Annotated in this window: 33 protein-coding genes and 2 pseudogenes; 32 read left to right on the forward strand and 3 right to left on the reverse strand. The window is 43.5% G+C overall.

Features of this window, described 5'->3' with window-relative positions; translation table 11 throughout:
* Positions 1 to 220: 220 nt before the first annotated feature.
* The 29 genes from DI392_RS13135 to DI392_RS13290 all read left to right on the forward strand — a co-directional run bounded on the left by DI392_RS13135 (position 221) and on the right by DI392_RS13290 (position 19,515).
* Entirely contained in the window at positions 221 to 1,381 is a 1,161-nt protein-coding gene (locus tag DI392_RS13135; RefSeq protein WP_041154745.1) for a ligand-gated ion channel, read from the forward strand.
* A gap of 71 nt (positions 1,382 to 1,452) precedes the next feature.
* Positions 1,453 to 1,635 carry a hypothetical protein gene (locus tag DI392_RS13140; protein WP_014386745.1) on the forward strand — a complete coding sequence of 61 codons (183 nt, stop codon included), beginning with the start codon at positions 1,453 to 1,455 and terminating at the stop codon, positions 1,633 to 1,635.
* 253 nt (positions 1,636 to 1,888) lie between these two features.
* Entirely contained in the window at positions 1,889 to 2,368 is a 480-nt protein-coding gene (locus DI392_RS13145) for a DUF3085 domain-containing protein (protein ID WP_041154744.1), read from the forward strand.
* Positions 2,369 to 2,426: 58 nt separating this feature from the next.
* On the forward strand, positions 2,427 to 2,924 hold the full coding sequence (locus DI392_RS13150) for a hypothetical protein (protein ID WP_014386747.1): 498 nt from the start codon (positions 2,427 to 2,429) through the stop codon (positions 2,922 to 2,924).
* A gap of 64 nt (positions 2,925 to 2,988) precedes the next feature.
* Positions 2,989 to 3,879 (forward strand): class I SAM-dependent methyltransferase, encoded by an 891-nt coding sequence (locus DI392_RS13155; RefSeq protein WP_041154743.1) that lies wholly within the window; start codon positions 2,989 to 2,991, stop codon positions 3,877 to 3,879.
* A gap of 445 nt (positions 3,880 to 4,324) precedes the next feature.
* The gene (locus DI392_RS19775; RefSeq protein ID WP_014386750.1) at positions 4,325 to 4,942 is read left to right on the forward strand and encodes a hypothetical protein; all 618 of its coding nucleotides are present in this window, start codon (positions 4,325 to 4,327) and stop codon (positions 4,940 to 4,942) included.
* Entirely contained in the window at positions 4,929 to 5,213 is a 285-nt protein-coding gene (locus DI392_RS13165) for a hypothetical protein (RefSeq protein WP_014386751.1), read from the forward strand. Before DI392_RS19775 ends, DI392_RS13165 begins: the two co-directional genes overlap by 14 nt.
* Positions 5,214 to 5,244: 31 nt before the next feature.
* Positions 5,245 to 5,436 (forward strand): hypothetical protein, encoded by a 192-nt coding sequence (locus DI392_RS13170; RefSeq protein ID WP_014386752.1) that lies wholly within the window; start codon positions 5,245 to 5,247, stop codon positions 5,434 to 5,436.
* A gap of 83 nt (positions 5,437 to 5,519) precedes the next feature.
* Complete coding sequence (locus tag DI392_RS13175; RefSeq protein ID WP_014386753.1) at positions 5,520 to 5,930, forward strand: hypothetical protein; 411 nt, start codon at positions 5,520 to 5,522, stop codon at positions 5,928 to 5,930.
* Positions 5,931 to 5,985: 55 nt separating this feature from the next.
* On the forward strand, positions 5,986 to 6,621 hold the full coding sequence (locus DI392_RS13180; protein WP_041154742.1) for a hypothetical protein: 636 nt from the start codon (positions 5,986 to 5,988) through the stop codon (positions 6,619 to 6,621).
* Between the two features lie 213 nt (positions 6,622 to 6,834).
* On the forward strand, positions 6,835 to 7,221 hold the full coding sequence (locus DI392_RS13185; protein ID WP_014386755.1) for a hypothetical protein: 387 nt from the start codon (positions 6,835 to 6,837) through the stop codon (positions 7,219 to 7,221).
* 30 nt (positions 7,222 to 7,251) lie between these two features.
* Entirely contained in the window at positions 7,252 to 7,482 is a 231-nt protein-coding gene (gene tusA / locus DI392_RS13190; RefSeq protein WP_041154741.1) for a sulfurtransferase TusA, read from the forward strand.
* Positions 7,483 to 7,947: 465 nt separating this feature from the next.
* On the forward strand, positions 7,948 to 8,127 hold the full coding sequence (locus tag DI392_RS13200) for a hypothetical protein (protein ID WP_014386758.1): 180 nt from the start codon (positions 7,948 to 7,950) through the stop codon (positions 8,125 to 8,127).
* A gap of 47 nt (positions 8,128 to 8,174) precedes the next feature.
* Positions 8,175 to 8,420 carry a hypothetical protein gene (locus DI392_RS13205; RefSeq protein WP_041154740.1) on the forward strand — a complete coding sequence of 82 codons (246 nt, stop codon included), beginning with the start codon at positions 8,175 to 8,177 and terminating at the stop codon, positions 8,418 to 8,420.
* Between the two features lie 60 nt (positions 8,421 to 8,480).
* Positions 8,481 to 9,398, forward strand: coding sequence for a hypothetical protein (locus DI392_RS19635; RefSeq protein WP_014386760.1), 918 nt, complete (start codon positions 8,481 to 8,483; stop codon positions 9,396 to 9,398).
* A 226-nt stretch (positions 9,399 to 9,624) separates the two neighbouring features.
* The gene (locus DI392_RS13215) at positions 9,625 to 9,918 is read left to right on the forward strand and encodes a hypothetical protein (protein ID WP_014386761.1); all 294 of its coding nucleotides are present in this window, start codon (positions 9,625 to 9,627) and stop codon (positions 9,916 to 9,918) included.
* A gap of 288 nt (positions 9,919 to 10,206) precedes the next feature.
* On the forward strand, positions 10,207 to 10,620 hold the full coding sequence (locus DI392_RS13225) for a hypothetical protein (RefSeq protein ID WP_014386763.1): 414 nt from the start codon (positions 10,207 to 10,209) through the stop codon (positions 10,618 to 10,620).
* 78 nt (positions 10,621 to 10,698) lie between these two features.
* Entirely contained in the window at positions 10,699 to 11,160 is a 462-nt protein-coding gene (locus DI392_RS13230) for a hypothetical protein (RefSeq protein WP_014386764.1), read from the forward strand.
* Between the two features lie 189 nt (positions 11,161 to 11,349).
* Complete coding sequence (locus DI392_RS13235; RefSeq protein ID WP_014386765.1) at positions 11,350 to 11,781, forward strand: hypothetical protein; 432 nt, start codon at positions 11,350 to 11,352, stop codon at positions 11,779 to 11,781.
* A gap of 67 nt (positions 11,782 to 11,848) precedes the next feature.
* Entirely contained in the window at positions 11,849 to 12,097 is a 249-nt protein-coding gene (locus DI392_RS13240; protein WP_014386766.1) for a hypothetical protein, read from the forward strand.
* A gap of 116 nt (positions 12,098 to 12,213) precedes the next feature.
* Positions 12,214 to 12,414: a hypothetical protein gene (locus DI392_RS13245; protein WP_014386767.1), complete on the forward strand. Its 201-nt coding sequence runs from the start codon at positions 12,214 to 12,216 to the stop codon at positions 12,412 to 12,414.
* A gap of 358 nt (positions 12,415 to 12,772) precedes the next feature.
* Positions 12,773 to 13,612, forward strand: coding sequence for a 5'-deoxynucleotidase (gene yfbR, locus DI392_RS13250; protein WP_014386768.1), 840 nt, complete (start codon positions 12,773 to 12,775; stop codon positions 13,610 to 13,612).
* Positions 13,609 to 13,842 carry a hypothetical protein gene (locus DI392_RS13255; RefSeq protein WP_014386769.1) on the forward strand — a complete coding sequence of 78 codons (234 nt, stop codon included), beginning with the start codon at positions 13,609 to 13,611 and terminating at the stop codon, positions 13,840 to 13,842. Before yfbR ends, DI392_RS13255 begins: the two co-directional genes overlap by 4 nt.
* Before the next feature lie 83 nt (positions 13,843 to 13,925).
* Entirely contained in the window at positions 13,926 to 14,312 is a 387-nt protein-coding gene (locus tag DI392_RS13260) for a DUF3846 domain-containing protein (RefSeq protein ID WP_014386770.1), read from the forward strand.
* Between the two features lie 85 nt (positions 14,313 to 14,397).
* Complete coding sequence (locus DI392_RS13265; RefSeq protein ID WP_052481497.1) at positions 14,398 to 15,303, forward strand: hypothetical protein; 906 nt, start codon at positions 14,398 to 14,400, stop codon at positions 15,301 to 15,303.
* Positions 15,304 to 15,385: 82 nt separating this feature from the next.
* Positions 15,386 to 15,943: a hypothetical protein gene (locus tag DI392_RS13270; RefSeq protein WP_014386772.1), complete on the forward strand. Its 558-nt coding sequence runs from the start codon at positions 15,386 to 15,388 to the stop codon at positions 15,941 to 15,943.
* A 219-nt stretch (positions 15,944 to 16,162) separates the two neighbouring features.
* Complete coding sequence (locus tag DI392_RS13275) at positions 16,163 to 16,723, forward strand: hypothetical protein (protein ID WP_014386773.1); 561 nt, start codon at positions 16,163 to 16,165, stop codon at positions 16,721 to 16,723.
* A gap of 149 nt (positions 16,724 to 16,872) precedes the next feature.
* The gene (locus DI392_RS13280) at positions 16,873 to 18,651 is read left to right on the forward strand and encodes a DUF7146 domain-containing protein (protein WP_041154738.1); all 1,779 of its coding nucleotides are present in this window, start codon (positions 16,873 to 16,875) and stop codon (positions 18,649 to 18,651) included.
* A 312-nt stretch (positions 18,652 to 18,963) separates the two neighbouring features.
* Positions 18,964 to 19,515 carry a hypothetical protein gene (locus tag DI392_RS13290; RefSeq protein ID WP_032073025.1) on the forward strand — a complete coding sequence of 184 codons (552 nt, stop codon included), beginning with the start codon at positions 18,964 to 18,966 and terminating at the stop codon, positions 19,513 to 19,515.
* Between the two features lie 98 nt (positions 19,516 to 19,613).
* On the opposite strand, the pseudogene DI392_RS13295 reads toward DI392_RS13290, so the two are convergent.
* A pseudogene (locus DI392_RS13295) lies at positions 19,614 to 20,657 on the reverse strand (ISL3 family transposase); the annotation flags it as partial.
* 231 nt (positions 20,658 to 20,888) lie between these two features.
* Here DI392_RS13295 and DI392_RS13300 point away from each other — a divergent pair.
* From DI392_RS13300 to DI392_RS13310, 3 genes and pseudogenes are all read left to right on the forward strand, one after another.
* Complete coding sequence (locus DI392_RS13300; RefSeq protein WP_041154737.1) at positions 20,889 to 21,326, forward strand: hypothetical protein; 438 nt, start codon at positions 20,889 to 20,891, stop codon at positions 21,324 to 21,326.
* Between the two features lie 597 nt (positions 21,327 to 21,923).
* A pseudogene (gene tnpA, locus DI392_RS13305) lies at positions 21,924 to 22,355 on the forward strand (IS200/IS605 family transposase).
* Between the two features lie 296 nt (positions 22,356 to 22,651).
* Positions 22,652 to 23,767 (forward strand): LPD1 domain-containing protein, encoded by a 1,116-nt coding sequence (locus DI392_RS13310; RefSeq protein ID WP_041154736.1) that lies wholly within the window; start codon positions 22,652 to 22,654, stop codon positions 23,765 to 23,767.
* Positions 23,768 to 23,769: 2 nt separating this feature from the next.
* On the opposite strand, the gene DI392_RS13315 is transcribed toward DI392_RS13310, so the two are convergent.
* Both DI392_RS13315 and cadR read right to left on the reverse strand, forming a co-directional pair.
* Complete coding sequence (locus tag DI392_RS13315; RefSeq protein ID WP_014386779.1) at positions 23,770 to 24,063, reverse strand: helix-turn-helix domain-containing protein; 294 nt, start codon at positions 24,061 to 24,063, stop codon at positions 23,770 to 23,772.
* A gap of 716 nt (positions 24,064 to 24,779) precedes the next feature.
* Positions 24,780 to 25,187, reverse strand: a complete 408-nt coding sequence (cadR, locus tag DI392_RS13325) for a Cd(II)/Pb(II)-responsive transcriptional regulator (RefSeq protein WP_007148576.1) — start codon at positions 25,185 to 25,187, stop codon at positions 24,780 to 24,782.
* Between the last annotated feature and the right edge of the window lie 14 nt (positions 25,188 to 25,201).

Below are 25,201 nucleotides of genomic sequence, written 5' to 3' on the forward strand. Positions count from 1 at the left end.
GTGGGCCAACTACCAGAAATAGGCGTCGGGTTTCCCGGCGCTTTCCTTGAGCCTTTCACTTTCACATGTGAAAGTCGAGAGATTCAAGGAAAGTGCCTTGTGCGCTGATGTGCGATAGCTGGTCGCCAAAAATAAACAGCATTAATTCACTTTTTATCACAGCCCTCGGGCACATCTTGCTCGACGGCATAGGTGTGTCCAATTTTTATGGAGAACAACCATGACTATCGCTCACACCGATACTGACTTGAAAATACAATCAGCTTTCCTTTGCGTTTTGACAGAGGGTTTTGATTATCCTACTGCACAAGATGCCTATGAGGCATATCGTGTGGCCGCAAACGTAGCAATCAAAAATCCAGAGAAGAAAATTTCTGATATGGGAATTAGCCTTTCTGGCCGACTGTTACCATCTCATCTCAAGACCTGCGCAGAGCTTGTCGATAGTGTTGACTATCTGGTTAGCACTATCAGTCTAGGGGTGGAATATTTTCTGGATCTTGCACAAGGCAAACACAGCTTGTTAACGGACCCAGAAAGCCTCATTGAATTAGATGGGGATGTGTTCAGAATCCATGAAACTAAACTTAGTTTGATGTCCATTGAAACTCCGTTGGAGCGTCATATCCCCGTTACCGACCTAGAAACACAAAAAGTTTATGGTTGGACTATTGATGGGGTTCTCGATGTTATTAACCGAGAAAGAAGTCCTGATTGGAGTGATTACACTGAAACAGATTGGGTTGAAGGTTGGAAGGAGTGGGTGGTTCCGGAAGGATACTATCAAATCCAAGAAGAAGATCTGAGACCTGACTACTTCACTGATTACAGTTCTGAGTTGTCGGATGAAAAAGTGTTTACACGTACTAAATCTGTCCAAAAAGAACCAAATGGTACTTTGACGGCAGGTGATGTATACGACTCAATTCATGACGATATGAAGGCTGTAATCGACGGCCCGTATCTGATTAAAGCTAATGGTGCATTAGTGACAGATACGGAACTAGAGGAGGTTTGCTTGACACTCTATTTTGGCGAAAAATACAGCCAAAGTATCATGATCAACTTTGATGAAATCTATAACGGCGTATTCCATGATGATACGACAATAAGTTTTTATTCAGGTTCTTTAAGTGAGCGACTCACATTAACTGTTGAAAAAATGCAGGTTGGTGTGAAGGCGAGCGGAAACATTCTTTCAATAGGTGAAGTCCACTACAACGTCTTTGACGCAACAGGGGAGCATGGAGCTGAAAATGCACTTGAGGCAATGAAAGCTTTGGGTAAACCAATGTTGTCGGCAGAGCAACTGTATAGCTCTCTCAAAGAGTTATGCTCAGAGACAAAAGGGCAATTCCAGATTATGGAAGCCCGGATCTAATACATTAACTCTAACGGGGCAATCACGCCCTGGTAGGCGTTGGTTGCCTCTTCAATTTTATGGAGACAGCCATGAGCACAAAAAACGCACATAAAGCAAAATACCATTTCTATTTCACGACCGCTGTACTGAAACATGCAGAGGACAACCACATCAATATCGGAGATTGTTTTGGGTATGGTGAAGATAACTTTGTTGTAGATCTTTATCCATATTCAAACCTCATCTATAGATGTGATGTGTTGACGAAATAGAAAGAGCCCCAAATAAGTGGAAAGAAAGTGAACTATTTGATTTGGTTGATAATCTTTCAGATTGTTTTTGGGGAATTATAGAGCGAGAAGGGTATGACGAGATGGATGCATCAATGCCATGCTTGGATGAGTTTGAGCTAGATATCAAACGCGCTCTAAATGTATTTGTAGGAATAAATTAAATCCTAAACCCTAAGGGGCCATCAAAGCCTCTAGGGCATTGCTGGCCTCTCAATTTTTAATGGAGGCCATTATGGCAATCGTAAAATTTAACATGAAAGAAGTACAACTGCTGGTGGATGAGCTTAATAAGACGAAAAGTTATTCACCAACAATGGATGATCTCTTTAAGCCTGCTCTATACAAAACAGGCAAAGCTGTTGATTCCAATGGAAACGATGAGGAACACAAAGATTTTGGATGGCCGGACTCCAGCCAGATAGACAAGTCTTTAGTCGAACCGCAGTTGCTATTGGTAAAAGATCAAGGTTTGTATCTTCTGAACAACGCAGATGTAAAAGAAAGTCCTCGCTCAAGAGGTGCTGTTGTCTATGCTCACGGATGTAATCCTGACAAAGATGACGACTTTTACGAAACTGCTCGAATGATATTTGGTGGTGATGATGGCAGCGTATCCATTCCGGTAGGTTGGTTTGACTTAGCGTATAAAGCTAATAAGCGTTATTTCAAGTTAAACGTTGCGCCAACACAAATTTCACTTGTCCTTAAATAACCCTTTCGGGGCCACTTGCCCTGAATGGGCAGTGGTCTCTATTAACTGGAGAATCACAATGACTACACTCGCATCCTTAGAATCAACGCTTAATCATGACATGGCAATGCGCCGTTTCTTAGATACTTTAAACCGTAATGAAATGGAGCGCTTATCTGGTGAGATTCACGCAAAATTCTACTGGAATAAGCGTAATCCACAGTGGTATAGCAGTGACAATGCTCGCTTATTTGCACTGCTGAACCGTGCCAAACGCATCATTAAGAAGCGACTTAAAACAGGACGAGTTAAACCAGAACAAACAGAGCATGGTTCGATTATCGAACGTAGTCACTTTCCACTAGGAGATACACTAACCTTTTGGAATTGCTACCTGAACGACTCTTGGAGAATTGCTCATCAAGACTCGTCATATAGTGCGTTCTGGTATAACGAGCGTGAGCTCAAATTGTGTACCTACTGTGAAGGTGATGTGGTCTTTATGACAGCTCCCAATAAGGAGATATATCGTAAGGATTACGAAAACCTTGATGCATGGTACACCGACAACCTTTAACCCTATAGGGGCACCCATTGCCCCTATAGGGAGCATGGTGTGCCCACCACAAGGAGGACACACCATGTTTACTACATCTGTTTGCTCTTACCCGAATCGTGGTCATTATGGCGACAACAAGTATCGAGGTAATTGCACCGGACACATCATTAAAGACTTTATTGAGTCATATATGATGAAACCTAATGGCTTAGTTGTTGACCCTAGTATTGGGGGAGGAACCAGTACTGAGGTGGCAAATGAACTCAAAGTTCGTTTTATTGGTACAGACTTGCATCAGGGGTTTAATTTGCTGCGAGATGATCTGTCTGCATTTCTTGGGGAGCCAGCCCACCTTATTTGGTGGCACCCCCCTTATGCAGACATGATCACTTTTTCTGGCAATATGTATGGTGAACCCAATAAATGGGATATGAGCCGTCTATCGTTGCCAGAGTTCGTGGAAGCTCTAGAATTAGCCATTATGAATATACATGATGCCTGTGAACCGGGAGGTCACTACGGTATTTTGATGGGAAACCTTCGACGTAAAGGCGAGTATTATAACTTGTCCAGTCTGGTTGAGCGTTTGGCTCCAGGTAAACTCGTTGATGAGATCATCAAGGTACAACACAACTGTGTCTCTGACCGGACCAACTACAGCAATAACAGTAAGCTGGTTCGTATCGCCCATGAAAAGTTACTGGTATTCAAAAAGCAAAATGCATCATCATCGCTTTCGCTTATCCCAGTAGCAGATAAACGTGCGGCCAATATGGTTGGAGTTACATGGAAAGCAGTGTTGCGTCGAGTGTTACAGGGTAAAACCTTATCGTTAGATGCCATTTACCAACAAATTGCACCTTACGCGAAACACCGACAAAACGAACACTGGCAAGCCAAGGTTCGTCAAGTGCTGCAAGATGAACGATATTTTGTTCGAGTGGATTCTGGGGTTTATACCCTAACAGAGTGAAAGCTAATGTTGACACCTAGAAAGGGCAGTTCCACATTAGAAAAATTCTCGAATTTATGTCGAAATACTCTAATACTCTGAGAAATCGGAGTACGTACCGTTTCAGGGTAATAAGCGCAGGGGGAAACGCCCCCTCGCTTTCCAAAGCAGTTTGAACTTACAAAGAGACTTTTTTGGAAAGTGCCTTTGGTGCTTGAGTACGTTAGCTGGACGTCGCAAATAAACAGCAAAATCACATCTATTAACCACCCTGGCGGGGCATGTCGGTGCAAGCTGGTAAGAGGGAACATTTCTTACCGTGCTGAACCTATAGCATATCTTAATGATGGTGAAATTTTGCCTTGCTGTGCTACAGCAACGTCAGATGTAACTGTCGATATCTAACCCCAACCCTGAGGAGCTTTAACCTACGGGTTGGGCTCCTCTTTACAAAGAGGAAATATGTATGACCAATCAATACCATCACGATTTTTACCGCAATAGCACTTTCCCTGTTGTTGTTTATGAATTGTGTGACGAGTCATTAACCATCAAGCCTGTAACAATTGAGGAGTACGGTTTAGCCACTCCAGATTGTACAGAGGAAAGCATTCTTTACTATGCGGAAGGCAAACGTTGCCGTTCGTCTGTAGAACACTTCTTCTTAACTCGTAATGATGCAGAAGAAGCTCTAGAGCGTTTAAGAATGTCCTTAACCACCAAGCCAAAATTAGAAGAACTCGCATACGCCCAAGCAACTGCTCAGTACCTGTCAGAATTAGGAAGTGCTGACAATTGGTTCATGGCTTACGAGTACCTAATAGAATGCGTTGAGAAAGGTGAAGAGCCCGATTTAACTGCATGGCAACCATTTGAACATTGGGAATGGAAAGATATAGCAGATCGTATAGACGATGAGGCTCAATCTATTCTTTCTCTGTTGAAACAGGTGTTAAAACTTGCGAAAGAGGGGATCGTTTATTCGGCCATAAATGACACACTCACAATGGATATGAACCAGCTATGTATGCAAAGCATGGTAGAACTAGGTGCATGTCAGGAGGTGTCCAATGAAGCTGAATAAACGAATAGCTAGTCAAGATGAGCATGGTCGTATTGCCAATATCATTAAATGGTGTAAGCGACACAACCAAACGATCAATGGCTTCCCTTACGGGGATGATTTGGTTGGTTCGGATGGAATTCATCTTGAATTGTTGGTCCCTCAAGGTACTTCTCCTGAGAAGTGTACCGATGCTTTGGTTCAAGGTTACTCAGAGCGAGATGTCGTAACCCATGCGGTGATTGAATGTCCCGCAGATTGGTTTAACGCCAACCTTGAATCTAGGCATTAGATACTGGCTTATAAACTCAGGGAGGTGAGTTATGACCATGCCAAATTCGCAACTAGTTATGTTTGCTGGAAACAACGTGGAAACTGTAGAGGAAGTTCGCTCGATGCAGCTTGCCGTTAGATGTGATGCTTTAAAAGCAAATTCATCGTCGGAAAGAAAAGAGCTCGAATCATTGGAGCTTTGGCTGGAAGAGCAAATTAACTCTCAGATTGTTGGATTTTAACATATGAAACTTAACCCCAAAGGGGCATACCTATGCCCTTTTGGGAGTGGGTTGCCTCTCAATTAAATTTTTAGGAGCAACCCGTGAATACTGCAAGCGTATTAACCTACGATGCACAATTACAACTCCCCTTCATTTTTGATGATCTGCTATTAGAAAATGATGAAGAGCCGATTGAAAAGGTTACTCCCTTAACAATCGTAGCATCATGTTCTGATCGTACAGTCGAGCAAGAGTTTGAAACTGAAATCGAAACTTGGACTGATGGGCAGATTAAAGAGCTAAGAGAGGCATTTTTGCGGTATAGCTTAAATGTCCTTGCTGACGGACGCTCTGGTAAAAAAGCAAAAGATGAAGCTTATGAATGGTTGAACTCTGATGAAGTTCATCCATTTTCATTTGTTACCTGTTGTGTGTTATCTGGTTACGACCCTGATGAAGTGCGTAACCTTTGCCAATACACACTCAGACAGTTAGCTAAAAGAAATAAGTAGCCACCAGGAGGGGGATCACCTGCTGGTGGACTCCTCCAAGTTCGAGGAGATTACAATGACTACTTCACTGAAACAGAAAGCAATTGGATTGGCCGCTGCACATGTCCTTAAATTCAATAATGAATATAAAGGGACATGGTATGACGGCTATTTGCTTTTGCTGGAATGTATGCAGCAAGATCGAGAACCTGAACATTGTGCCATCAGAGATGATGTTGAGTTTTGGTCATGGCATGAGGTAGTGCAATTCATTGATAAAGAGGCTGAAAACATTTGGAAGCCGATGGAAAATGAATTGGCTGACACCAAGCAACTGATTGTTCATGATGCTGCCTCGGGACTTGATAAGTTCTGTGGTATCGACGTTGAACGCTTCGGTGAGCTTGATAAGGCGTGTCAAACTATCGTTCTAAACAAAGCGGTAGTACTTGCTGTAGATAAGGTAAATCGAGATGAACCTGAGAGTGAGCAAACTAAATTCCATGTTCGTTCATATTCTGGACGGTTTATGTATGGTCGTACTTGTCTTGGGATAGATGTCCCCCCAGGAAAAGATCTTTCAGCAGTGGCAAGTTGCATGGGAAATTTATTCAAATTTCTAGGTACACCACGTCAAGATCAAATGGGCAAAGGTACAATCTATTATTGGCCGAATATCGAACAATGTGAATCACACGATGTAGCCTTGTAGGAAACTATAAGGTAGAAATAACAAGCGCAGGGGGAAATGCCCCCTCGCTTTCCAAAGCAGTTTGTACGTACATAGAGACTTTTTTGGAAAGTGCCTTTGGTGCTTGAGTACGTTAGCTGGACGTCGCAAATAAACAGCAATATATCAACCCTGACGGGAGAGCCTCCCGTCGGGAGCTCTCCGTCAATAACCAATAATTGCATGGAGAAGATCATGTCTAAAAACACTAACGATATTTTTACTAATCGCACCCCTTTGGAGTTCTGTGTTTATCCCAAACTAGACCGATGCGTTGGTCTACGTATAGGCTATCCACACTGTCGAGAAGGTGCCAATGGCGTTGTCTGTGAGGTTGAAGCAGAATATCCCACACTAAATACTCATTCGAGTGTAGCGTGGCCTCTGGTTGAAGAACTGAATAGCTACACCATCAAAAAACAGAAACAGATAATCGAGGATATTGATGAGGCTGTTGCTGAACTTTTAATGCACAAAGCCAATCTTCTAGAAAATATTCTAAAGCTAGAAGACGGTGAACTTGATTTAAACGAACAAGCGAAAATGCGCTACGAAGAAAACAGTAAGTCTTCTGTCGCGTGATTAGACTGCTATAGGCAAGGGTGATAACCAATGAATGTAGATCAGTTTATTGACGTGATGGGATTGCGATGCCCTGAGCCATTAATGGTGGTTCGTCGTGCAATTCGTCGTATGGGGCCAGGAGAAACACTCGAAGTGAAAGCTGATGACCCAGCTACCACGAGAGATATACCTGACTTTTGTCGCCACATGGATCATCACCTTGTGGAAAGCGAAGTAACCTCTCCCCCATACAAATACATAATCAAGAAACAAATATAAACCCCATAGGGGCGGAAACGTCCTATGGGATAGTTCCGCTCCTTTAATTTAGGAGAAAGGCATGTATATATCGTTACGAGGTCTAAATCACGAGCAATTAAAGTCCAAGATTATCGACCATCGAACAAAGCGCTCATACACTGTTGAAGAGGCTAATACCCCACTACCCAAACAGTCTATTGTCGAGGTAGGACGGCTTTCCTGTGTGTACACAGGTAAGAAATTGTCCCCAGCAGAAGTAAACGCTTATAACGGTTTTACTGAGGAATACAATCGCAGCACATGGCGGCCAGATCAGGATTTCCTCCTAGATCAGAGACATCGCTTATATCATGCAATTTGTCTCGACAACCTTAAACTTCAAGAATCTGCCTAAACCTATGAGGTAGTTCATTTCAAACACTAGCCCACGGGCGCACTTGTGCCCGTAGGGTACAGGTGTGCTCTTTATCTAAGGAGACACCTATGGCCGCTAAATTTATTGAGTTTGATTCACAAAAAGAAGCTATAAATCATCGAGCTAAAGCGGGGGGCTGGATTTTTTCAGCTTTCAGTGGAAAAGCGATATGGTTTAACACGACATTCACACCTCACAAGATTCTTTTATTGTCTTTCCTGCGTTTGAAGCTCTGGCCTACGAATTAGGCCGAAGCTGCTGGCAGCTGGCGGACAAGACTCCGGTACTAGTCGAAGTGGTGGATACCGAGCAGCCTTATATCGGCGGCGAAGACTTCCACTGGGCTCCGGCTTTAATCGAACGATCAGGAATGCTCAAGCTCGCACCAGCAGGTGAAGCCTTGGGTATGCCTATCAATGTAATGAACAATTCGGTCTATTTCGCTGCGGCGGATGGTCCGGACACAAGTTGCGGTCATCAACCAGCAAAATCAATTCCAATCCAAATGGCTGGAGATGAAATTCGCGTTATGGCCGCTTAACACTACCAATAGCTGAGGTGATTCCCAGAAGGGGTTCCTCAGCCTTACCAGGAGAAATCTATGTGTAAATTATCTATTTATCGTGCTGAACACGGTTCGTATACGGAAGCTCTAAAATGTGCAGCTGTTTACCACTCAACAGGGGATGAGCTTGAACCTGAATTTGTAGATGGTCCAGCTGGTAGAGTGACATATTTAAGTGATATGTATTCTGTCATACAAACAGTTTGCAACGCAGCTGGCCGAGACGATTTGGTCTTCGGTACAGTCATAAACAATATCTTTTGGGAGTTGGATGAGTTAATTGACCACTTTGAAAAGGTAAACCAGTGGCCTTGTGAGAATTACCCTGAGAAGGTTGAAAAGCTTGCTCAAGATGCTCACAAAGGATGTGGACTGATTTATGAACTCTTCGCAAACCGGTATATAGATGCGATTGATAACCTTGTTCTCGACTTACCTAAAGGAGTTAAAGAACAGGTTATCAAGCTTGCTGAAAATTACGGTTACGAAGTCATTACAGCGGAGCAGCAAACTGAAAGCCATGAAGAGCATTGGAATGATGACGTTCATTATTGCTCCCACGGCATAGATGCAAATTGCTGTCCGGCTGGTTGTGGCGATATTGATGATGGGCCATATGACGAAATGCAAGAACCCAGTGGCTATAACGAAGCCGGGGTGATTCATTCACGTATAGAAGGCATCGTCGGAAATATTAAGCAGGGAGAAACTATATCTCCATTAGATTGGTGCATGTTGAAAAAGTATGTCCATGATAATCCAGATGCGTGTTCTTGGTACGATGATTGTTTTGTTGAGCCATTAAATGGTTCACGAGAAACAGTTCGAAGTGCAGGAGAGCTTGTTAAGTATCTTCAAAGACAAATTCTGGATGCTTGCTTCGATTTTCGTTTAAACAAGCGAGTTGAAGCAGCGAAAAGTGAAAATGGTATTTTAATTCATTGTTCTTTATGAATTAACTTACTCTAAGGTGGATGCGGAGCTTGATAGCTCTGCATCCTTACCTCTTGGTGTCATTCTTGACATTTTCTAAAGGCGTTTGTTAGAGACGTTTTTGGAAAGTGCCTTGTGCGCTGATGTGCGATAGCTGGTCGCCAAAAACAAACAGCATTACTAATAACCCTACCGGGGATAGCTCTCCGGCAGGAGGCTATCTCCAAAAACTTATGGAGATATAGATATGTCAAAATTCGATCAAATTGCAACCGTACACAAACTGACAGTTGTTAAACAAGCTGATGAGCATGACTCAGAATTCGATGTTTACTTGTGTGAAGACCAGTTCGGTAACGAATGGGCTTTATCAAAAGAAGGAGAACCTGAGTATGCCGAGTGGGGTGTTTATAATTACATCGTTCGCAACAATGTTTGTATGATCACCACGCCAGTATCAACGCCTTGTATGTCTTGGGAGCTTGCAGATCTTCCCAAAGACTATAAAGGTGAACTACAAGTCGGCATGTCAATTGTCTGATACCTATTAACACAAACCCACAGGGGGAACTGACGCCCTGTGCGGCACAGCTCCCTCTCTAACTCTGGAGAGAGAAATGACTAAATTAAACCGATATGCACTACGAAGCGCGGTAGAGAAGATCGACGGATACTATCTGCCCCGCCCACACGAGCGCAACAAGACTGATGCTTTTGAGCGAGCTAAGCACGATTGCTTAGCAGCCTTACGCCAACAGATTCAAAAGATTGAGTCTATAACGTTTGAACAGTTCACCAGTAAAGATTCGCGCAAGTAGGGAGTAGTGTCATGACAGAAGTGAATAAAACAGAGCGTACTCCAGAGCAAATTGAACTGATCTGGAAGCACACTCATAAAGATATGAAAGGCGTCTCAAATGGTGTGAAAACCATCGTCTACCCAGCTCCTTATAGCTGTCTCGGAACGGTCGAAGACCTGCCTGAGGATGCGTACCAGGACAAGCTACGCTATGCCCGGTACAAGGAATGCTGTGAGAAACGAGATGAGAAGCTGCGGCCAATCATGGTGGAGCATGGTGTCATCGAGCACTTCGATAGCACAATGCAATGGCGTGACGAGCTCGACGACGTAGCGGTGTTTGCTGGATTTACTCTACAGGGTGAAGCTCTGGAAGCTCTGCTGACGGACGTCAAAGCTGCTGACATTACATATCCCAAAACAGCCGGGCTCAAGTACCTTTGATCTGGCATGTAAATTAACCCCAGGGGGAACAAGCGCCCTCTGGGTACTTGTTTTCCCACAACTAAAAGGTGAAGGAAAATGAAAGCATTAACCAGCCAAGAACTAAATATGGCTTTGGCCGCGTTACGTTGGATGCAGGAGACGATGGAGCAATCGAACCCAAAGGAATTGTCTGATTTCTTTGCAAGACTTCCTCATTTTACTGACGAAAAGCCGTTGAGCGGAGAAGAGATCGACACGCTATGCGAAAAGATGTACTCGCTTGACAAACCAGCCTTGCAAACTGATATAACCGATCTGGTCGATGGGTTAGGTGATAAAGTCTCGGCCTCGGTTGAGATAGGCAATATCGGTGGTGAGCTTTTGCTAAGTGCTAAAGGCTACTCAGATTGCAACTCTGAGGATAACGTTGGATTTCCATTGTTGATAGAAAACAACGCTGGAAATCTCCAATTGCGGGTTTGGGCTGATATAAATAAAGAAGATCCGACGCATGTGATCTCCTTACAAGGAGCAAAGAATGAGATGCGTCAGGAGTAATGCTCAATGAGCGGTAAGTGTGGGAATATCCCCGCACTTTCCCAAGCATCCTAGAGCAGGATTCTTCGGAAAGTGCCTTTGGCGCTTATGTGCGATAGCTGGTCGCCAAAAACAAACAGTACTTATTGTAACCCGCGTGGGGATAGTCCCTGCCGGGGGCTATCTCCATTCAACATGGAGATGACAATTATGAAAATTGAATCTGTAGTTCGTCTTCCAATGGAAGATTCAGGTTTAGGTCACAATATCGTCCGGTTAAATAACCGAAACGTAGACTCAAAGAGAAAAGATCCTAATCGTTTCTTTCGACGTGAGCCAGTAGTGATCTATAACCCCGATAACGGCACAAAAGTAATTCGATATGTAATGGGCAACCCAGGAACAATGTCGATTACCAAAAATGCTGTTGGTCTTGATTACGATGCCGTTGATGCTCTTGGAGTGAAATTTAAAGAAGAGGTATCACTGGAAATGCGGAGAGCTCGCTGGTGGGAAATTTACCAGTGGTTCTGGTTCCACCCTGACTTCTCTATTCGCTTATCAATCCGTCTTGGAGTGGTAGGCGCATTACTCGGCATTCTTGGTTTTTTCACTGGGATCACTCCCATCATTTTAGGCTAACGCCTATCCAAAAGCTCAGAAGCTCCAGAAGGGTGCTTCTGAGCCCACTCTAGAAGGAAATAAGCTTATGTATCAATACGATCATAAAAAACGAAATATTATTGTATCGGTTTTGACTGTTGTGGGTAGTTTGTGTGTTTTGGTGCCGCTTTTGGTCGCCATTTCGTTTGACTGGCCCCCGTTACTTACCGATATGGCCGCATGGTTTGAGAATGCAAAACAATATGCAGTAGCGCAGTTCTGGGGGCTCGTATTTGGAGTGCCTTGTTTATACATTGCATATCGCATTTATAATTGGCTGCCGATCATTCCTTAATATTTCAATATCAAACCCACGGGGGTGTATGTCCCTGTGGGGGCGTGCGCCCTCCATACTTTTTACGGAGGATACTATGCAACATCAACTTGACATGCTTGCGTCAGTTTGTGCTGATGAAACACCCGTTATTCATTCGCGCTGCAAATATTGCCAAATTTGGCGGTTCAGCAGCAAAAGTAGTGATCACTAAGCACGGTGGAGAGCTGTATGTGATCAAACACTGGCTGATGTCTGATGTGTGGGATTTTTTATTAAGCTCGGGAGCCGATGCTAAATACCCCTTACCAAGTTATATACGAGGGGGGGTACATTAAACTCCAACCTGATGTGATTAGTGGCTTAGTAAACAAAAACCCCGGCATTTTTGCTGGGGTTTTTTACTTATGAGAACCAAACGCCCTAAAAGGGCAAATAGACGTTTCGTGAACCATTTGGATTGGCGATAGACTAAAAAAAATGTCGGCTTTGCTGACGTTGAAAGGTAGCTGGCCTACAAGCAGCAACTACATTCTGAATGGAATACATTCCATCAGAAATCTGATTAAATATTTCGGTGTCAGGCCGAAAATACACCTCAAGAACAGTCCACAAGGACTCTCACAACTTAACCCACATGGGTACACGGGACCTATGTGGTAACTGTGTACCCTTCAAACTTCATTGGAGGATACTATGTCAAATTCAAACTATGGATTCCTAGCACTTGCTTTGCGTCAACGATTGATAAAACGCTGGTCACTGATGCATTCAGTACAGCCTGAATCAGTCTTGGAGCATAGTGCTACCGTTACGTTGCTTGCTCTTCTCGCTGGTCATGTCGCAAACCAAAAGGGGAACAAGGTCGATCTTGCCAAAATGCTTTCCCACGCAGCACTACATGATGTAGCCGAAGTTCTCTGTCAGGATGTTGTGACGCCAGTAAAAAAGGCTAATGACACTTTGGCGAGGGAGTTCGAGCGACTTGAAAAAGCTGCTGAGGAGCAGTTAATTCACACGCTACCTTTGGAGCTTCAAGGTGCAGTCGCGGAAGCATTTGCCCCAGGTGGCTATGAACAGCAACTGGTGAAAGCCTGCGATACCTACGCTGCATATATCAAGTGCAAACTTGAAGTGGCAGCTGGCAATGCGCTGGAGTTCCAAGATGCTCTCGACAAGATGATTGGCGTTGTATCTCAGTTGAAATCTGATTTCCCTGAGATCGAAGCAATAGATCAATGGTTCGGTGCTGGACTTAACTTGTCAGTAGATAAATTGCTGTCATGTAGCGATGACGAAGGTTGCTACATCAAATTTGTTACTGATCAGCGTCCGGGAGAGCCAGATATTCTTGCTGGAAATGAACAATCAGATCTTATTCTGACAGATCTCGAAGGCAAAGAGCTCAAACGAATCAAGCCAACTGCACCTTGGACTCATGAAACACTTTCCATGTTAACCATCTCTTCGGAATGGGCCCGTATGGGAGTTGAGGCATACCTTGGAAAGCAGTGGGTTGGGAGTACCGAAGTATGAATAATAATGACTTCAAACTAGTACAAAGAAATACAGATGAATGGGACAAAATGTGGAACGAATTGGCCCAACATCCATTAAATAATGGCGACGCGGTTTGTGAAGAGTCAGTTACTGGAGAGTGCTGGCAATACATGGGTACGCAAGGTGGTAAGCACAATTTTCGCCACCGCTGTCACCCTAAAACAGGTTGCCGCCAATACCTAGATATCGACGCTGTGACCGTATAAGTAAACCAATCTTTAAACCCTAACGGGGCATCAAAGCCCCTTTGGGGCCTTGGTGTCCCTCAATGACATATTTGGAGGATTCCATGTCAATTTGTGATGAAGCAATGTCTAAGGCCACTAACAAAGGCTATTTAATAACCGCAGAAGGCTGCACTCCAGTCGATATTCCAAAAGAAGACGGATTACAAACTATGTATAAGCTAATCGGCTGTAGCATGGTCCAGAGCTTTGATTGGGAGCTATCGAATGGAAAAACAGTCAGTCTTTATCTTGATGAAGAAGGACTGTTCAGTAGCGGTATCAAGCTCGGTTGTATATTACATGGTGCAGATTCACCTGTTGTAGGCAACATCATCGTGCTGGGTACTCCAGATTACAGCGATGGTGAAGGTTATGACACTTCTGCACCGGAAGACTTTGAAGAGCATCAGTTGATCGCTCGGAAAGGTCTTTTGGACATCTGTGCTTAACTATTAAATCCGAAATCATTAAAACCCTAAGGGGGCACCAATCCCTTAGGGGGAGGTGTCTCCTCAAAAAAACAAGGAGATAGCTATGATTAAAACTCATTTCAATAACCAACTGAAAAAACTTGGCTACCCAGAAGGTCTGACAATCGAGTACAGCCTTAGTTACTGTCAAGGTGATGGTATGAGTTTCTATGGAAACCTCGATGAGGATGATGTAGAGAAGCTTATGCTGCGAATTTATGACCAAAATACAGCAGGTGAAAACGCCGTACTTCGCGTAAAAAACCTTTTGGTTCGTAAAGAAGCATTATCTATGTTGGAAATATTAAGGGAAGCAGATATAGGATGTTGCAGAATGTCGATTGAGCGAAACTCTCATGGGCATCGGTACAGCCACTATAACTGCATGGATCTTTGTCATGAAGTCGATTTTGAAAGTTTCTCTGAGGAGCATTTTGAAGCGATTCGTGCCGCTGGTCTGGTAACAGGTGAAGTGACTGATGAGCACATCACTAGATGGCAAAGCATTTGGAACGACTTTGTGAGTCGTCTCGAACATGACATCAAATCTACATCCCAACAGCTTGAAGCCGAAGGCTATGCGCTGGTGGAAGGTACGCCATACGAAGAAGTTGTTTCCTGGGAGTTTAATACAGCTGACTACACAGTCCAGCTTAAAGAGCATCCCGAGCATGACTTTGATATTGGATGCTGGGACGAAGAGTTAGCATTACAAACAATACAGGATATTGTTGATGGTAAGCAGCGCTATCTGAGGTTGGAAGCTAAGATCCTCGACCGAGAGACGGAAGAGGAACTAGCATCTGAATCTATAGGTGGCCTGGTTATAGATGTTAATGACAGAAGTTATGGAAGTTACCGCCGCGAATTGGTCAGTAATGCCATAGCAGAAGTTCGTAAAATACAGCTCAAAAATGCTATATCAGAACATCATCAAATGCAGGAATCGTTAGTTCGTAAAGCGGCCTAACATTTTTACTTAACCCTAGAGGGGGGCTTGCTCCCCTTGTGGGGCAACCCCCTTCGATTTAAATAATTGAAGGAGAAACACTATGGGATTTTTTAGCTGGAAAACGTGTGATTCAAAAGAAAGCATCTCGAATGTATATTCTGGACGTCAAGTTCGCACTGTTTACTTACTACAACCTCATGGTCAGAAACCATTACAGGAAAATGCTTACGAGGGCTATGGCATATTTGGTGGAGTCAACGCCCATGTCTGGCTGGCAAAAGCAAACTTAGATAAGAACATTGCATCTGGAATGGATGACGAAACTTTGCGGATCATAGGGGTTTATCTGAGCTGTGGCTTTGATTTTTACCGAGATAAGAACAAGCAAGTTTATGCTTGTTCAGACAAGGTGATGGTGATAGAAGCTCTTGGCTTGTTTGACTTCCCGATTGTAAAGATAAATGGTTATGATGAAATGTTCACCGTCGATGGAGTATCTGGCACAATGGAACAGCATGAATGGAATGGACGTTTAACAAAGCAAACTCCGCCTTCAATTGCTTATCCTCTGAAATTTTCGTTTAACGAAAATGCGCGATATGAAGCCTATTCGGCATCAGAGTCGTGTGACAAGCAAGGATATTTCTACGATGATTAACAGTGAGGGGCGAAAGCCCCCACTTTCCCTTAGGTGTTATAGAGCACCTAACGGAAAGTGACGAATTCTACTCTCATTGAGAGTGAAGACGCGATAGCTGGTCGCTAAAAACAAACAGCATTCAATTTAAGTGAAAGTTCTCTTTCACCCTTCATAACCCAGTCGGGTACACCAACCCGACATGGGCCAGGTGTACCTGCAAACTGTAGGAGTACACCTATGTCTAACATTGCAATTCTGCAACATCTGCAACAACGTATGCTTGAAATTTCGAATGCGGAAAAACTACCTCTCCATTTCAAATCTAATTTGGAGATTGATGGTAAAGAGCTCGAACGTTTCAAAAGCAACCCAAGCGGTAAATTCGTTTGGTTACTGCGTCCTTCTGGAACTCAAATCGTTCCGGTCGGACTTGGCGTTAATCCCGTTCATATAACGTATTGGATCTGGTCAGAACAAGGACCAGAAACCAAAGCGTTTGTCGTGGATATCAACGCTGGCACCATAGAGAAGATTACTCATGAACAAGCAGAGAGCCTCATTATGATGCCTCCTTGCAAAATCTCTACTCTAATGAGTAAAGAAGAAGTAATCGAGAAAGTAGCTTACGTTCTCCGCGAAGGCGTAAACAGTAAGATTTGGGGAGCTTTTAATCCTCCATCTCTTGATGATTACGCTAAGTGGAATTGGATCGACTGGCTAACTTACTTCAAATCATCAGGTAATCACCTGATGCAATCCTTCTTGGGTAAGGCCATACGCAGAGTTAATGGTCAATAGCCCAAAATCAAACCCCAGCCGGGGAGAGCATCTCCGGTAGGGGAGCCTCCTTGGCTATTTTTTCCCGGTGTCGGGGTTTCCCTAAAGCCCCTGATACGGGGGGACTTAGGGAAGCCTCGATGTCGGGGTTTCAGCTAAGGAGAAACACTATGGATAACTCATATTTCTATAAAGCAGACGAAGTTCGTAGCCTCGCTAAGGGTCAATGGCTTTTCATTTTGGCGCATTTAATGCCTGAACTGGAACCAGCACTCAAAAAAGCGGGAAAGTCCCATGTTACATGTCCGTTTCATGGTGGAAAAAAAGACTTCCGTATGTTCAAAGATGCTCACGAAACAGGTGGTGCTATTTGTTCTTGCGGTTCTTGGCATGATGGCTTTGAGCTATTAAACCAAGCAAGAGGGTGGGATTTTGCTGAATGCCTACAGCAAGTTGGTGACTTGTTGATGGCTCCAAAGCATTTCAAGCGTCAGCAAAGCTCCAATAATACAAGTTCACCGCGCCGAGCACAGCAATCTGCTCCGGCAAAAGTGAATAACACCAAATACGATCCAAATCGTCGCCCTAAGTATCAGGGCACTTTAATTGCTCACGGTCAAGCTCCTTACCAGGACGACCCGATAAATGAACCAAGCTATTTTGCTTACATTCGTTTATCAACGGGCAATGAACGTAAGATTTGGGGCGTTGATCTAGAAAGAGCAATCGGAGAATGCGGTGCTGTATATGGTGATGAAGTCACTCTCACAAATTTGGGACGTGAAGCTGTTACCGTAATGCAGCCTGTATTTGAAGAAGGCACTGGAGAGATCATTGGTGAGAAACCAGTTCAAACACATCGCAATACGTGGTTGGTTGAAGTGAAAACTAAGAGTGTTCGTACTGCTAAACCAGAGTCTGTAGCGCAGGCAAAGGTTTCAAACAGCAGCTATGTCTCTCACTCTGCTCCTGGTTCTTATAACGAAGAGTCATGGGCTGATTCAAATGTTCCGACAGAACAACATGAGGATAATCATTCTTCATGTAGCCCTGTTGAGCATCACCAAGAAGCCGTAGTTGAACAAGAACATTCAGAAAGCAAGGTTGTTCCGCTCTTTGCTGAGCAGTCAAAGCCTTGGTTGATGGAACTTCAAGAGGAAATGCAAAAGAGAGCTCAACGCGAACGTGTTTACAATGCTCGCCTTTGTGAAAAAATTGAGAAGATCTGGAATGAATGTTTGCCCTTTAACTGTGCAGCAGCTGAGCCGTTACGTGCCTATTTCGTCAATCGCAAACTTTTGTTTGCACATGATGTAGTAGAACAGACAGACAGCCTGCGATTCCACCCAAGTATGTCCTATTACGATGAAGATGGTAATGAGGTTGGAAAATTTCCAGCCGCAGTACAAGCCATCCGAGACGCGAAAGGAAACTTGGTTACTTTACATCGTACATATCTGACCAAAAGTGGTAAGAAGGCCAAAGTAGAATGCGCTAAAAAGATGATGCCTGTTCCTGATGGATTGAGTGTCACTGGCGGTGCAGTTCGCTTAGGTATGCCAACAGAAGGAGTATTAGGTTTGGCAGAAGGCTTGGAAACAGCATTGTCTGGGTTCCGTGCTACTCACATCCCTACATGGTCCACAGTGAATGCTACTCTTTTGGAAAACTTTGAAGTTCCAGACGAGTTAGACATCCACACTGTCGTTATCTTTGCAGATAAGGATAAGTCGCTAACAGGGGAACGCTCCGCAAATGTGCTGAAATCTAAGCTTGAAAAGCAAGGATATACAGTTCATGTGCTGTTACCTAAGCTGCCCATTCCACCTCGTGCAAAAGGTATAGATTGGAACGATGTCCTGGTAACTCAAGGACAGATGGGATTCCCGCCGATTAGTACACTCCGCGAGTTTATTGCGCGTAGGGCAGGTGCTTATGGGCGTGTATAACCTAGCAGAAGTAAACACTGAGCCAGGTAACGAAGCTACTTGTCCCTTCTCACCTCCTTTGGGGTGGGAAGGTGATGAGAGCGCCTATCTAGAATTGATGCGTCAACGTTACAAAGACAGAAACTTCAACCAATTAATAATTGGAACTGTCTGGTGTTCAAAAAAAATGGACATACATTACTCTGGGCCGTTTGCAGAACAGGCAGCTCAGATTGTTAATAAACTCCGGTAGCATTTTAGCTACCGGACCATCTAATTACTGAGGGGAACCAAACCTGATGGGTCTGTTCGTCTCACCAAAGGAGAATAACTATGGATATGCCGCAACATCTTCGAAACCCAATGGTAGTTGAAGATGCAATGAAAAAAGCTGAGCCGCTTGCAAAGCAAATGGGGCTTAGTTCTATACCTGACGACATGCTTGAGTTGATCTGTCCGAACTTAACTTTCGCAGGACAATTCACGCCAGGGCTTTACGCAAGATTTCAGAGTGTGAAGCAACTACTGAAATCACTATCGGAACAACACAAACCTAAGCATGGCCATATTGTGAATTTAACGACACAATATGCGAGTTACGAAGAAGCAGTCTTGCTTTTACGTGAAGGTGAAATCAGAGGTGAGAATTTGATAGCTTCTGTGGGTGGAAAAAACCTAGATGATTTCGATATGCGAGATTATGGCATAGCGATGCATGTTGGCTGCGGTGGACCATTTAACCCCATTACTGATAAGCATATTCAAACACTATTCGAGTTCGATATGTTTGAGACTACTTATAACTTTTGGGGAGCTTATTGTGGTAATGGAATGATTGAAGTTACTGTTCCAATGAAGCGATGGTTTTTAACTTTGAATGAATAAATATTAATTTTTCAGTTTAACCCTGGAGGGAGATGTGCCCTCTAGGGGCTCTCTCCTTAAAAACTAAGGAGATAACAATGATTAAGTATATTTTTGGTTCATCCGGTAAATCGATACTTCGCCTCATGACTTGCTTTGATTTTTAACTCAAAAAATTCCCAATCACGATACCCATAGGCGACTTTGTTCAACGTCTTTATTCGGTTGTTCACACCCTCTACTCGACCACTACTCATCCTTTCATCATAAAATGCCAATATCCCATCCTTATGCTTTTTCAGGGTATTAGTAAACTTCTCTAGCATCACAATGCCTGAGTGGTTCGCTTCATCTATCCAACTTTCTAGCCATCTCTCTCCTTCGATCTTTGATGGCTGCGACCACAGCATTCTTAACTTCTCTTTTAAATAATAAACCACCGCTAAGGGCTGATTGGCTTCGAGTGCTCGCTCCAACCTCGCTTGGCCCTGCTCATCTAACCTATCCGGATTACTCACCAATAACCAACGAGTATTCTTAAGATATTGAGCGTCATTTTTGCTACTCATCGAATTTTGTAATTCACGCCTGAACGCTGTCAGTTTTTCATTAAATCGCTTCACCACATGGAAGCGGTCAATGACTAACTTAGCCTTCGGAGCGTGCTGTTTTACCGAAGAAATGTATGCCTGACCCATATCGGTGGCGATAGCTTCAATCGGTTTTTTACAGCGCAGCTTCCGTTTCCAAAAACCGTCAAGGCTTTCGGACTTCTTTCCTTTCTCTGTATAAATGACGGCACTTGTTTTCATATCAATCACAACCGTCATGAAGCCACTTTTTGGGCCACAGTAAATCTCATCAATTCCAATGTGAGTGACGTTTTTAAGACAAGGTTGAGAGTATCGTTTTTGCAGGTAATGCTTCTGAATGTCTTTCACTGTATCCCAACAGACACCGCATAGCTTGGCAATGGCACTGATGGTTACGTTCAATGCCGACAGGGAGAGAACATACTGTTCAAAGCCCTTTGTGTAACGGACCTTGGGACGAGGGACAAAATTAAGCGGCAAATACCCGAATGTATTACAAGCTCGGCATTTAATCCGCTGGTTTGCTATCTGGATGTAACAGGGGTTAGTGCCAATTGGGGTAGCAATGAAACGGCGAACCTTACCTCCTTTTTTTTATGACATCACGACTACGGCACGATGGACATTTAATATGAGTATTGTGTGCTATGTGAAAGATGGTTACGTTACCATCAAACTCTGTAGAGCAATAATGGAAAGGGCCGCGTATTCCAAAGCGATGGTAAAGAAGTGAAGTTGACATTAACTAGCTATTTTTAGCGATATGATATCAGAAAAGCCATTCAGGTATCGATTTACCGGATGAACCATATTTTTAACACTTCATTAAGGCAGGAAGTGATTATTGATACCGATAGCAATATTGATGGATATCAATACCACTATATTAATGTTGTTGAACACATTGCTTCTGGTGGAGAGGTTCAAAGGTTTTATCAGGCTGTCGTTGTAACAAAAACTAGTAGTCTTACTTACCACGATAGTTTTGCTACAGACTGGTTTTTGATTAAAAACAATAAACTTTATGTTTGTACTGATGAAAATGGGGAATGTCTTGTTGAATATAGCTCTGAGCATGAAGGCGAAACATTGCCCCTGACTCCTTTTTCCCGAATTGAAATATGTGTAAATAAGAAGGACTCGGCAATTGGATACGCCGTAGCTGAGTTCGCAAAAAGTGTTATAGACAGGGTATTCAATGTCAATGTTGCAAGTATCCCTGTCGTTAACCTGGGATAGTTCAAAAGCGCAGGGGGAAACCCCTCGCTTTCCTAAGCATCCTAAACAGGTTTCTTAGGAAAGTGCCTTGAGCGCTGATGTGCGATAGCTGGTCGCCATAAATAAACAGCATTAATTCACTTTTTATAACCCACGAGGGTACATCACCCTCTTGGGGTTGGTGTACCCATTTGAAAGGAGTACACCATATGAACCAAGCACTTCAATTGAACCCAACTCAAGTACGCGAACAAGCATCGGTAAGAAGGCTGGATTTTTAAGGCTTTGTTCATGCATTATAAATCTGCCGAGATTGGGCATTTCCGCGTTAGTTAACTAAGTGTTCTCTGGTGTATAAGTGTAATTCTATAGTAGAACCAAGAGTCTTATTATATGGGCAAGTTAGACGACACCGGAGAGTATTTACCTTTTGCAAAGAAGCATTTGGTATTAGGGAAAGATAACGGCGACACAAACATTAGCCTTAAATCAATTTGGCCGGAACCTAATTAAACATTGATAAACCCCCAGCTCTGCTGGGGTGACTCGCATAGGTTTGACCGTGACAACGGTATGTGTAACTTCTTTGCTCGACCAAAAGTAAAGAGGAAACAACCTATGCGAGACTATAAGAGTCTGTCTCATACTCGATGGGATTGTAAATACCACGTGGTGTTTATCCCGAAGAAAAGACAAAAGATGATTTACGGTGCCATCAGGAAACACTTAGGTGCAACATTTCATGAGTTAGCCAAACGTAAAGGCGTAACGATAGAAGAGGGGCACTTGATGAAAGATCATGTTCATATGTGCATCAGTGTTCCGCCAAAGTATTCTGTATCTAATGTTGTTGGTTATCTCAAAGGCAAGAGCGCTATATCGATAGCTAAGAAGTTTTGAGGTAGGCAGCGAAACTTTAATGGTGAGCACTTCTGGGCTAGGGGGTATTTTGTATCTACAGTCGGTTTGGATGAAGAGACAGTGCTTGAATATATAAGAAATCAAGAACAGGAAGATGAGCACCGTGATCAATTGAAGTTTGGGATCTAGCGCCTTGGGCGCTTACTTAAGCCCTTAGAGGGCGTCATCCAATAAGCCTCCGGCTCTGCCGGAGGTCATTTAACTGGCAAGAATTGTGTGATGATGGTCTGTCAGTTGAAGTATGCGCATATTTATCGGTTTACTATTCTGGTTGGAGGAATAACCCCCGTCCAGCTCAGCCATCTGTCAGTCAAGAGCAATGGACAAACGCATACGAAAAATCACTACTTGTTTTGCAAGAGTTGTTTGAAAACGTAGCTGACAATGATGATGTAAAGTTGCTACCGGAACGATTTCGGAGTCGGATGGGTATCCCTAAGAAAACTGGTAGGCAACATATTAGAGATGTTTACCCATTGTACGCTGTTGGTAGAGGTGAAAATAGAACCTACAAAACTCCGTTTGCCTTGACGCTACGACAATCATCTTTAATTCATTTGCTGCCAAAATTAGGGTGGCCTTATACAATCAAGCCATACAATGTTGACCTATTTCCGGTGGCCTTCGAGGGGGGATTCTACCGACTGTGCTCGATACAAGGAAAACGGTTTGTATATAAAGAAACAGAAGAGTTCCCTAACAAATTCAAAAGTGAAACGGATGCTATAAATGCATTACGTTGTCACATGAATTTAGATGTATCGCCCTATATCCCCAGAAAGAAAATCGAAACGATAAGAAACATACAGCTCAGCTATGATGTTACACCAGAACAATTCATAAACACGTTCAATTTTAGAGGAGTTCAGTTTGGGAGCTCTATGCCAGACAAAGAACGTCAACTGTTTGTAAACAATAGCTTTTATGCATTCAAGGTATTAGCTCATATATTAGAGATACCAGACGGATGGATAGGGCTTGGAGGACAACTTGGCATAGCTTTCGGCGCAAGGGGGCAGGGGAAAGCAAGCGCCCATTATGAGCCAGACCTAAATATCATCAATTTGACTCGGCGGAGTGGACCTGGTGCAATTTCTCACGAGTGGTTCCACGGAGTTGATGCTCTTCTGGCAAGGTCTAGAGGATATGAGGGTAAATTGATCAGTGAGTTTATTACTGGCGTAGACATGGAAAACGCACCTGATAAGTTCAGGAAAAACATTCTCCTTATGAGGAATATCATTACTAAGCAACTTTGCTCTGGTACTAAGTATTTCAATCAATCACAGAAACTGGCAGGCCAGAAGGGAGCGCGAAAATACTGGATAGAAAGAAGCGAGATGTTAGCCAGGGCTTTTGAAGCTTTTGTCCAGGACTCACTTATAAGCAAAGGAATAAGTTGTGATTGGCTTGTTATGGACACTTTACTTTCAGATGTGCCTAAAGAACATCATGACAAGCATCCTTACCCGCAAGGCGATGAACGCAAGAATTTAAACTACTCGATGTTTAATCTAATGAAAGGGATTTGGAGTAATTAGGTTTAGCTTCTTGATAAAAAGTAGTCGAGTAGAGCACCTTTTCTAATCTCCTTTTTTTTAAACTGATCAAGCATATAGAAAAAATCAACATGATCGATACCATACAAGTCAAGGAGAGCTAATGCATCAAATAGGTCAATCCCAGTATGACCATTTTCGAACTTGGAAATGAAAGATTGGTTAACACCGATATGGTTGGCCGCGTCAGCCTGAGATAAGTTGCTTTTTTTCCGAAGCTCCTTAAACAGGTCACAGACAAATAAATATTCACTTCCTCCTTTCTGATAGAAATTCACAAAACACCTTGAAAATTATCTAGTCCACGAGTTACGCATGAACATGCGCGTCAACGAAGCGACAAAATTGGATTTCTCTTGATCATTCATCCGGGAAAAGTTGGCAAGATACATTTCCCGTTGAGTTACGATTGTCATTAGATTTGCCTCTAGCGGAGATGATGAGTCAATCAATAACTGAATGCGTTCAGGGATCTCCTCGGCAGTGCTAATGTCAAAATTTGTATTGTTTAACAAGAACATGCTGTTTCACCCATAAGAACCCCGTAGGATTATACACCCAAAGGTCAATTATTCCGAGTGGAATAATTCGCAAGACTTTAGCCGAAAACCAACCGGATTGGCTGGTGGTGAAATATGCAACCTGAGGGAGGACTTTTTTGTCGCCACAAGCCAATGTGCTCGCACAATAAAGTTTGTTATGCATCCTTGAAAGTGTAACGTCTGTCTTAATGGTTAATATCTACGGTTGTAAGGGTGAACTGAACTAAAGCATAGTTCTTATAGAGGTAGTGCTTTCTGTGCTGATTGGAATCTAACAGAGGCGACAAACAGAGGCGATGTTGCCAAACTCATTTCTGCCCCATTATTAGCTATACCCGTGATCATTGAAGATGCTTGATTTTTTTGGGTAAGCGGATTAAATGGTTGATCTTACCTTTGCATGAGAGTGAGACAGACCGGCATCTCATCGGATTATCTGGTTGATGCTTCACCTACTGCTGGTGCATGTTTCCTTCGCTAATTCCAGCAAGAACCCCACACGCCTCAACTTCCCGGTCATCGTTGCAACTCGCTCTCAGTGAAACGAGTTGTTTCTCAAGCGCTTGCAGAGCGGTTATCTGCGACCGCACATGAGAGATGTGATCATCGAGCAAGGTGTTGACGGCGGTACAAGGCTGATGAGGGTCGTCCTGATAGCTCTGTAGTTCGTGAATCTCAGCCAGTGACAGGCCCAGGATTCTGCAGCGACGGATGAAGGCCAGCCCCTCACCATGCTTCTCGGTATAGACACGGTAACCGTTGTCCTGCCGATCAGGCGGCGGCAACAAGCCCTGCTGTTCATAGAAGCGGATCGTCTGTGTTTCGACCCCTACCAACTGCGCCAACTGACCAATGCGCATCAGCCTCCTCCCCA

Origin of the sequence: Vibrio albus (assembly GCF_003144035.1) — a bacterium.
GTDB lineage: Bacteria > Pseudomonadota > Gammaproteobacteria > Enterobacterales > Vibrionaceae > Vibrio > Vibrio albus.

What these genes read in the sequence shown, in the direction of transcription:
- DI392_RS13300 (WP_041154737.1), top strand. Translation starts at nt 20,889, where the DNA reads ATGAACCATATTTTTAACACTTCATTAAGGCAGGAAGTGATTATTGAT.
- DI392_RS13265 (WP_052481497.1), top strand. Translation starts at nt 14,398, where the DNA reads ATGATTAAAACTCATTTCAATAACCAACTGAAAAAACTTGGCTACCCA.
- DI392_RS13170 (WP_014386752.1), top strand. Translation starts at nt 5,245, where the DNA reads ATGACCATGCCAAATTCGCAACTAGTTATGTTTGCTGGAAACAACGTG.
- DI392_RS13165 (WP_014386751.1), top strand. Translation starts at nt 4,929, where the DNA reads ATGAAGCTGAATAAACGAATAGCTAGTCAAGATGAGCATGGTCGTATT.
- DI392_RS13240 (WP_014386766.1), top strand. Translation starts at nt 11,849, where the DNA reads ATGTATCAATACGATCATAAAAAACGAAATATTATTGTATCGGTTTTG.
- DI392_RS13145 (WP_041154744.1), top strand. Translation starts at nt 1,889, where the DNA reads ATGGCAATCGTAAAATTTAACATGAAAGAAGTACAACTGCTGGTGGAT.
- DI392_RS13310 (WP_041154736.1), top strand. Translation starts at nt 22,652, where the DNA reads ATGGGTATCCCTAAGAAAACTGGTAGGCAACATATTAGAGATGTTTAC.
- tusA (WP_041154741.1), top strand. Translation starts at nt 7,252, where the DNA reads ATGAATGTAGATCAGTTTATTGACGTGATGGGATTGCGATGCCCTGAG.
- DI392_RS19635 (WP_014386760.1), top strand. Translation starts at nt 8,481, where the DNA reads ATGTGTAAATTATCTATTTATCGTGCTGAACACGGTTCGTATACGGAA.
- DI392_RS13280 (WP_041154738.1), top strand. Translation starts at nt 16,873, where the DNA reads ATGGATAACTCATATTTCTATAAAGCAGACGAAGTTCGTAGCCTCGCT.
- DI392_RS13150 (WP_014386747.1), top strand. Translation starts at nt 2,427, where the DNA reads ATGACTACACTCGCATCCTTAGAATCAACGCTTAATCATGACATGGCA.
- DI392_RS13270 (WP_014386772.1), top strand. Translation starts at nt 15,386, where the DNA reads ATGGGATTTTTTAGCTGGAAAACGTGTGATTCAAAAGAAAGCATCTCG.
- DI392_RS13140 (WP_014386745.1), top strand. Translation starts at nt 1,453, where the DNA reads ATGAGCACAAAAAACGCACATAAAGCAAAATACCATTTCTATTTCACG.
- DI392_RS13260 (WP_014386770.1), top strand. Translation starts at nt 13,926, where the DNA reads ATGTCAATTTGTGATGAAGCAATGTCTAAGGCCACTAACAAAGGCTAT.
- DI392_RS13290 (WP_032073025.1), top strand. Translation starts at nt 18,964, where the DNA reads ATGGATATGCCGCAACATCTTCGAAACCCAATGGTAGTTGAAGATGCA.
- DI392_RS13230 (WP_014386764.1), top strand. Translation starts at nt 10,699, where the DNA reads ATGAAAGCATTAACCAGCCAAGAACTAAATATGGCTTTGGCCGCGTTA.
- DI392_RS13235 (WP_014386765.1), top strand. Translation starts at nt 11,350, where the DNA reads ATGAAAATTGAATCTGTAGTTCGTCTTCCAATGGAAGATTCAGGTTTA.
- DI392_RS19775 (WP_014386750.1), top strand. Translation starts at nt 4,325, where the DNA reads ATGACCAATCAATACCATCACGATTTTTACCGCAATAGCACTTTCCCT.
- yfbR (WP_014386768.1), top strand. Translation starts at nt 12,773, where the DNA reads ATGTCAAATTCAAACTATGGATTCCTAGCACTTGCTTTGCGTCAACGA.
- DI392_RS13185 (WP_014386755.1), top strand. Translation starts at nt 6,835, where the DNA reads ATGTCTAAAAACACTAACGATATTTTTACTAATCGCACCCCTTTGGAG.
- DI392_RS13255 (WP_014386769.1), top strand. Translation starts at nt 13,609, where the DNA reads ATGAATAATAATGACTTCAAACTAGTACAAAGAAATACAGATGAATGG.
- DI392_RS13155 (WP_041154743.1), top strand. Translation starts at nt 2,989, where the DNA reads ATGTTTACTACATCTGTTTGCTCTTACCCGAATCGTGGTCATTATGGC.
- DI392_RS13180 (WP_041154742.1), top strand. Translation starts at nt 5,986, where the DNA reads ATGACTACTTCACTGAAACAGAAAGCAATTGGATTGGCCGCTGCACAT.
- DI392_RS13225 (WP_014386763.1), top strand. Translation starts at nt 10,207, where the DNA reads ATGACAGAAGTGAATAAAACAGAGCGTACTCCAGAGCAAATTGAACTG.
- DI392_RS13200 (WP_014386758.1), top strand. Translation starts at nt 7,948, where the DNA reads ATGGCCGCTAAATTTATTGAGTTTGATTCACAAAAAGAAGCTATAAAT.
- DI392_RS13135 (WP_041154745.1), top strand. Translation starts at nt 221, where the DNA reads ATGACTATCGCTCACACCGATACTGACTTGAAAATACAATCAGCTTTC.
- DI392_RS13215 (WP_014386761.1), top strand. Translation starts at nt 9,625, where the DNA reads ATGTCAAAATTCGATCAAATTGCAACCGTACACAAACTGACAGTTGTT.
- DI392_RS13275 (WP_014386773.1), top strand. Translation starts at nt 16,163, where the DNA reads ATGTCTAACATTGCAATTCTGCAACATCTGCAACAACGTATGCTTGAA.
- cadR (WP_007148576.1), bottom strand. Translation starts at nt 25,187, where the DNA reads ATGCGCATTGGTCAGTTGGCGCAGTTGGTAGGGGTCGAAACACAGACG.
- DI392_RS13245 (WP_014386767.1), top strand. Translation starts at nt 12,214, where the DNA reads ATGAAACACCCGTTATTCATTCGCGCTGCAAATATTGCCAAATTTGGC.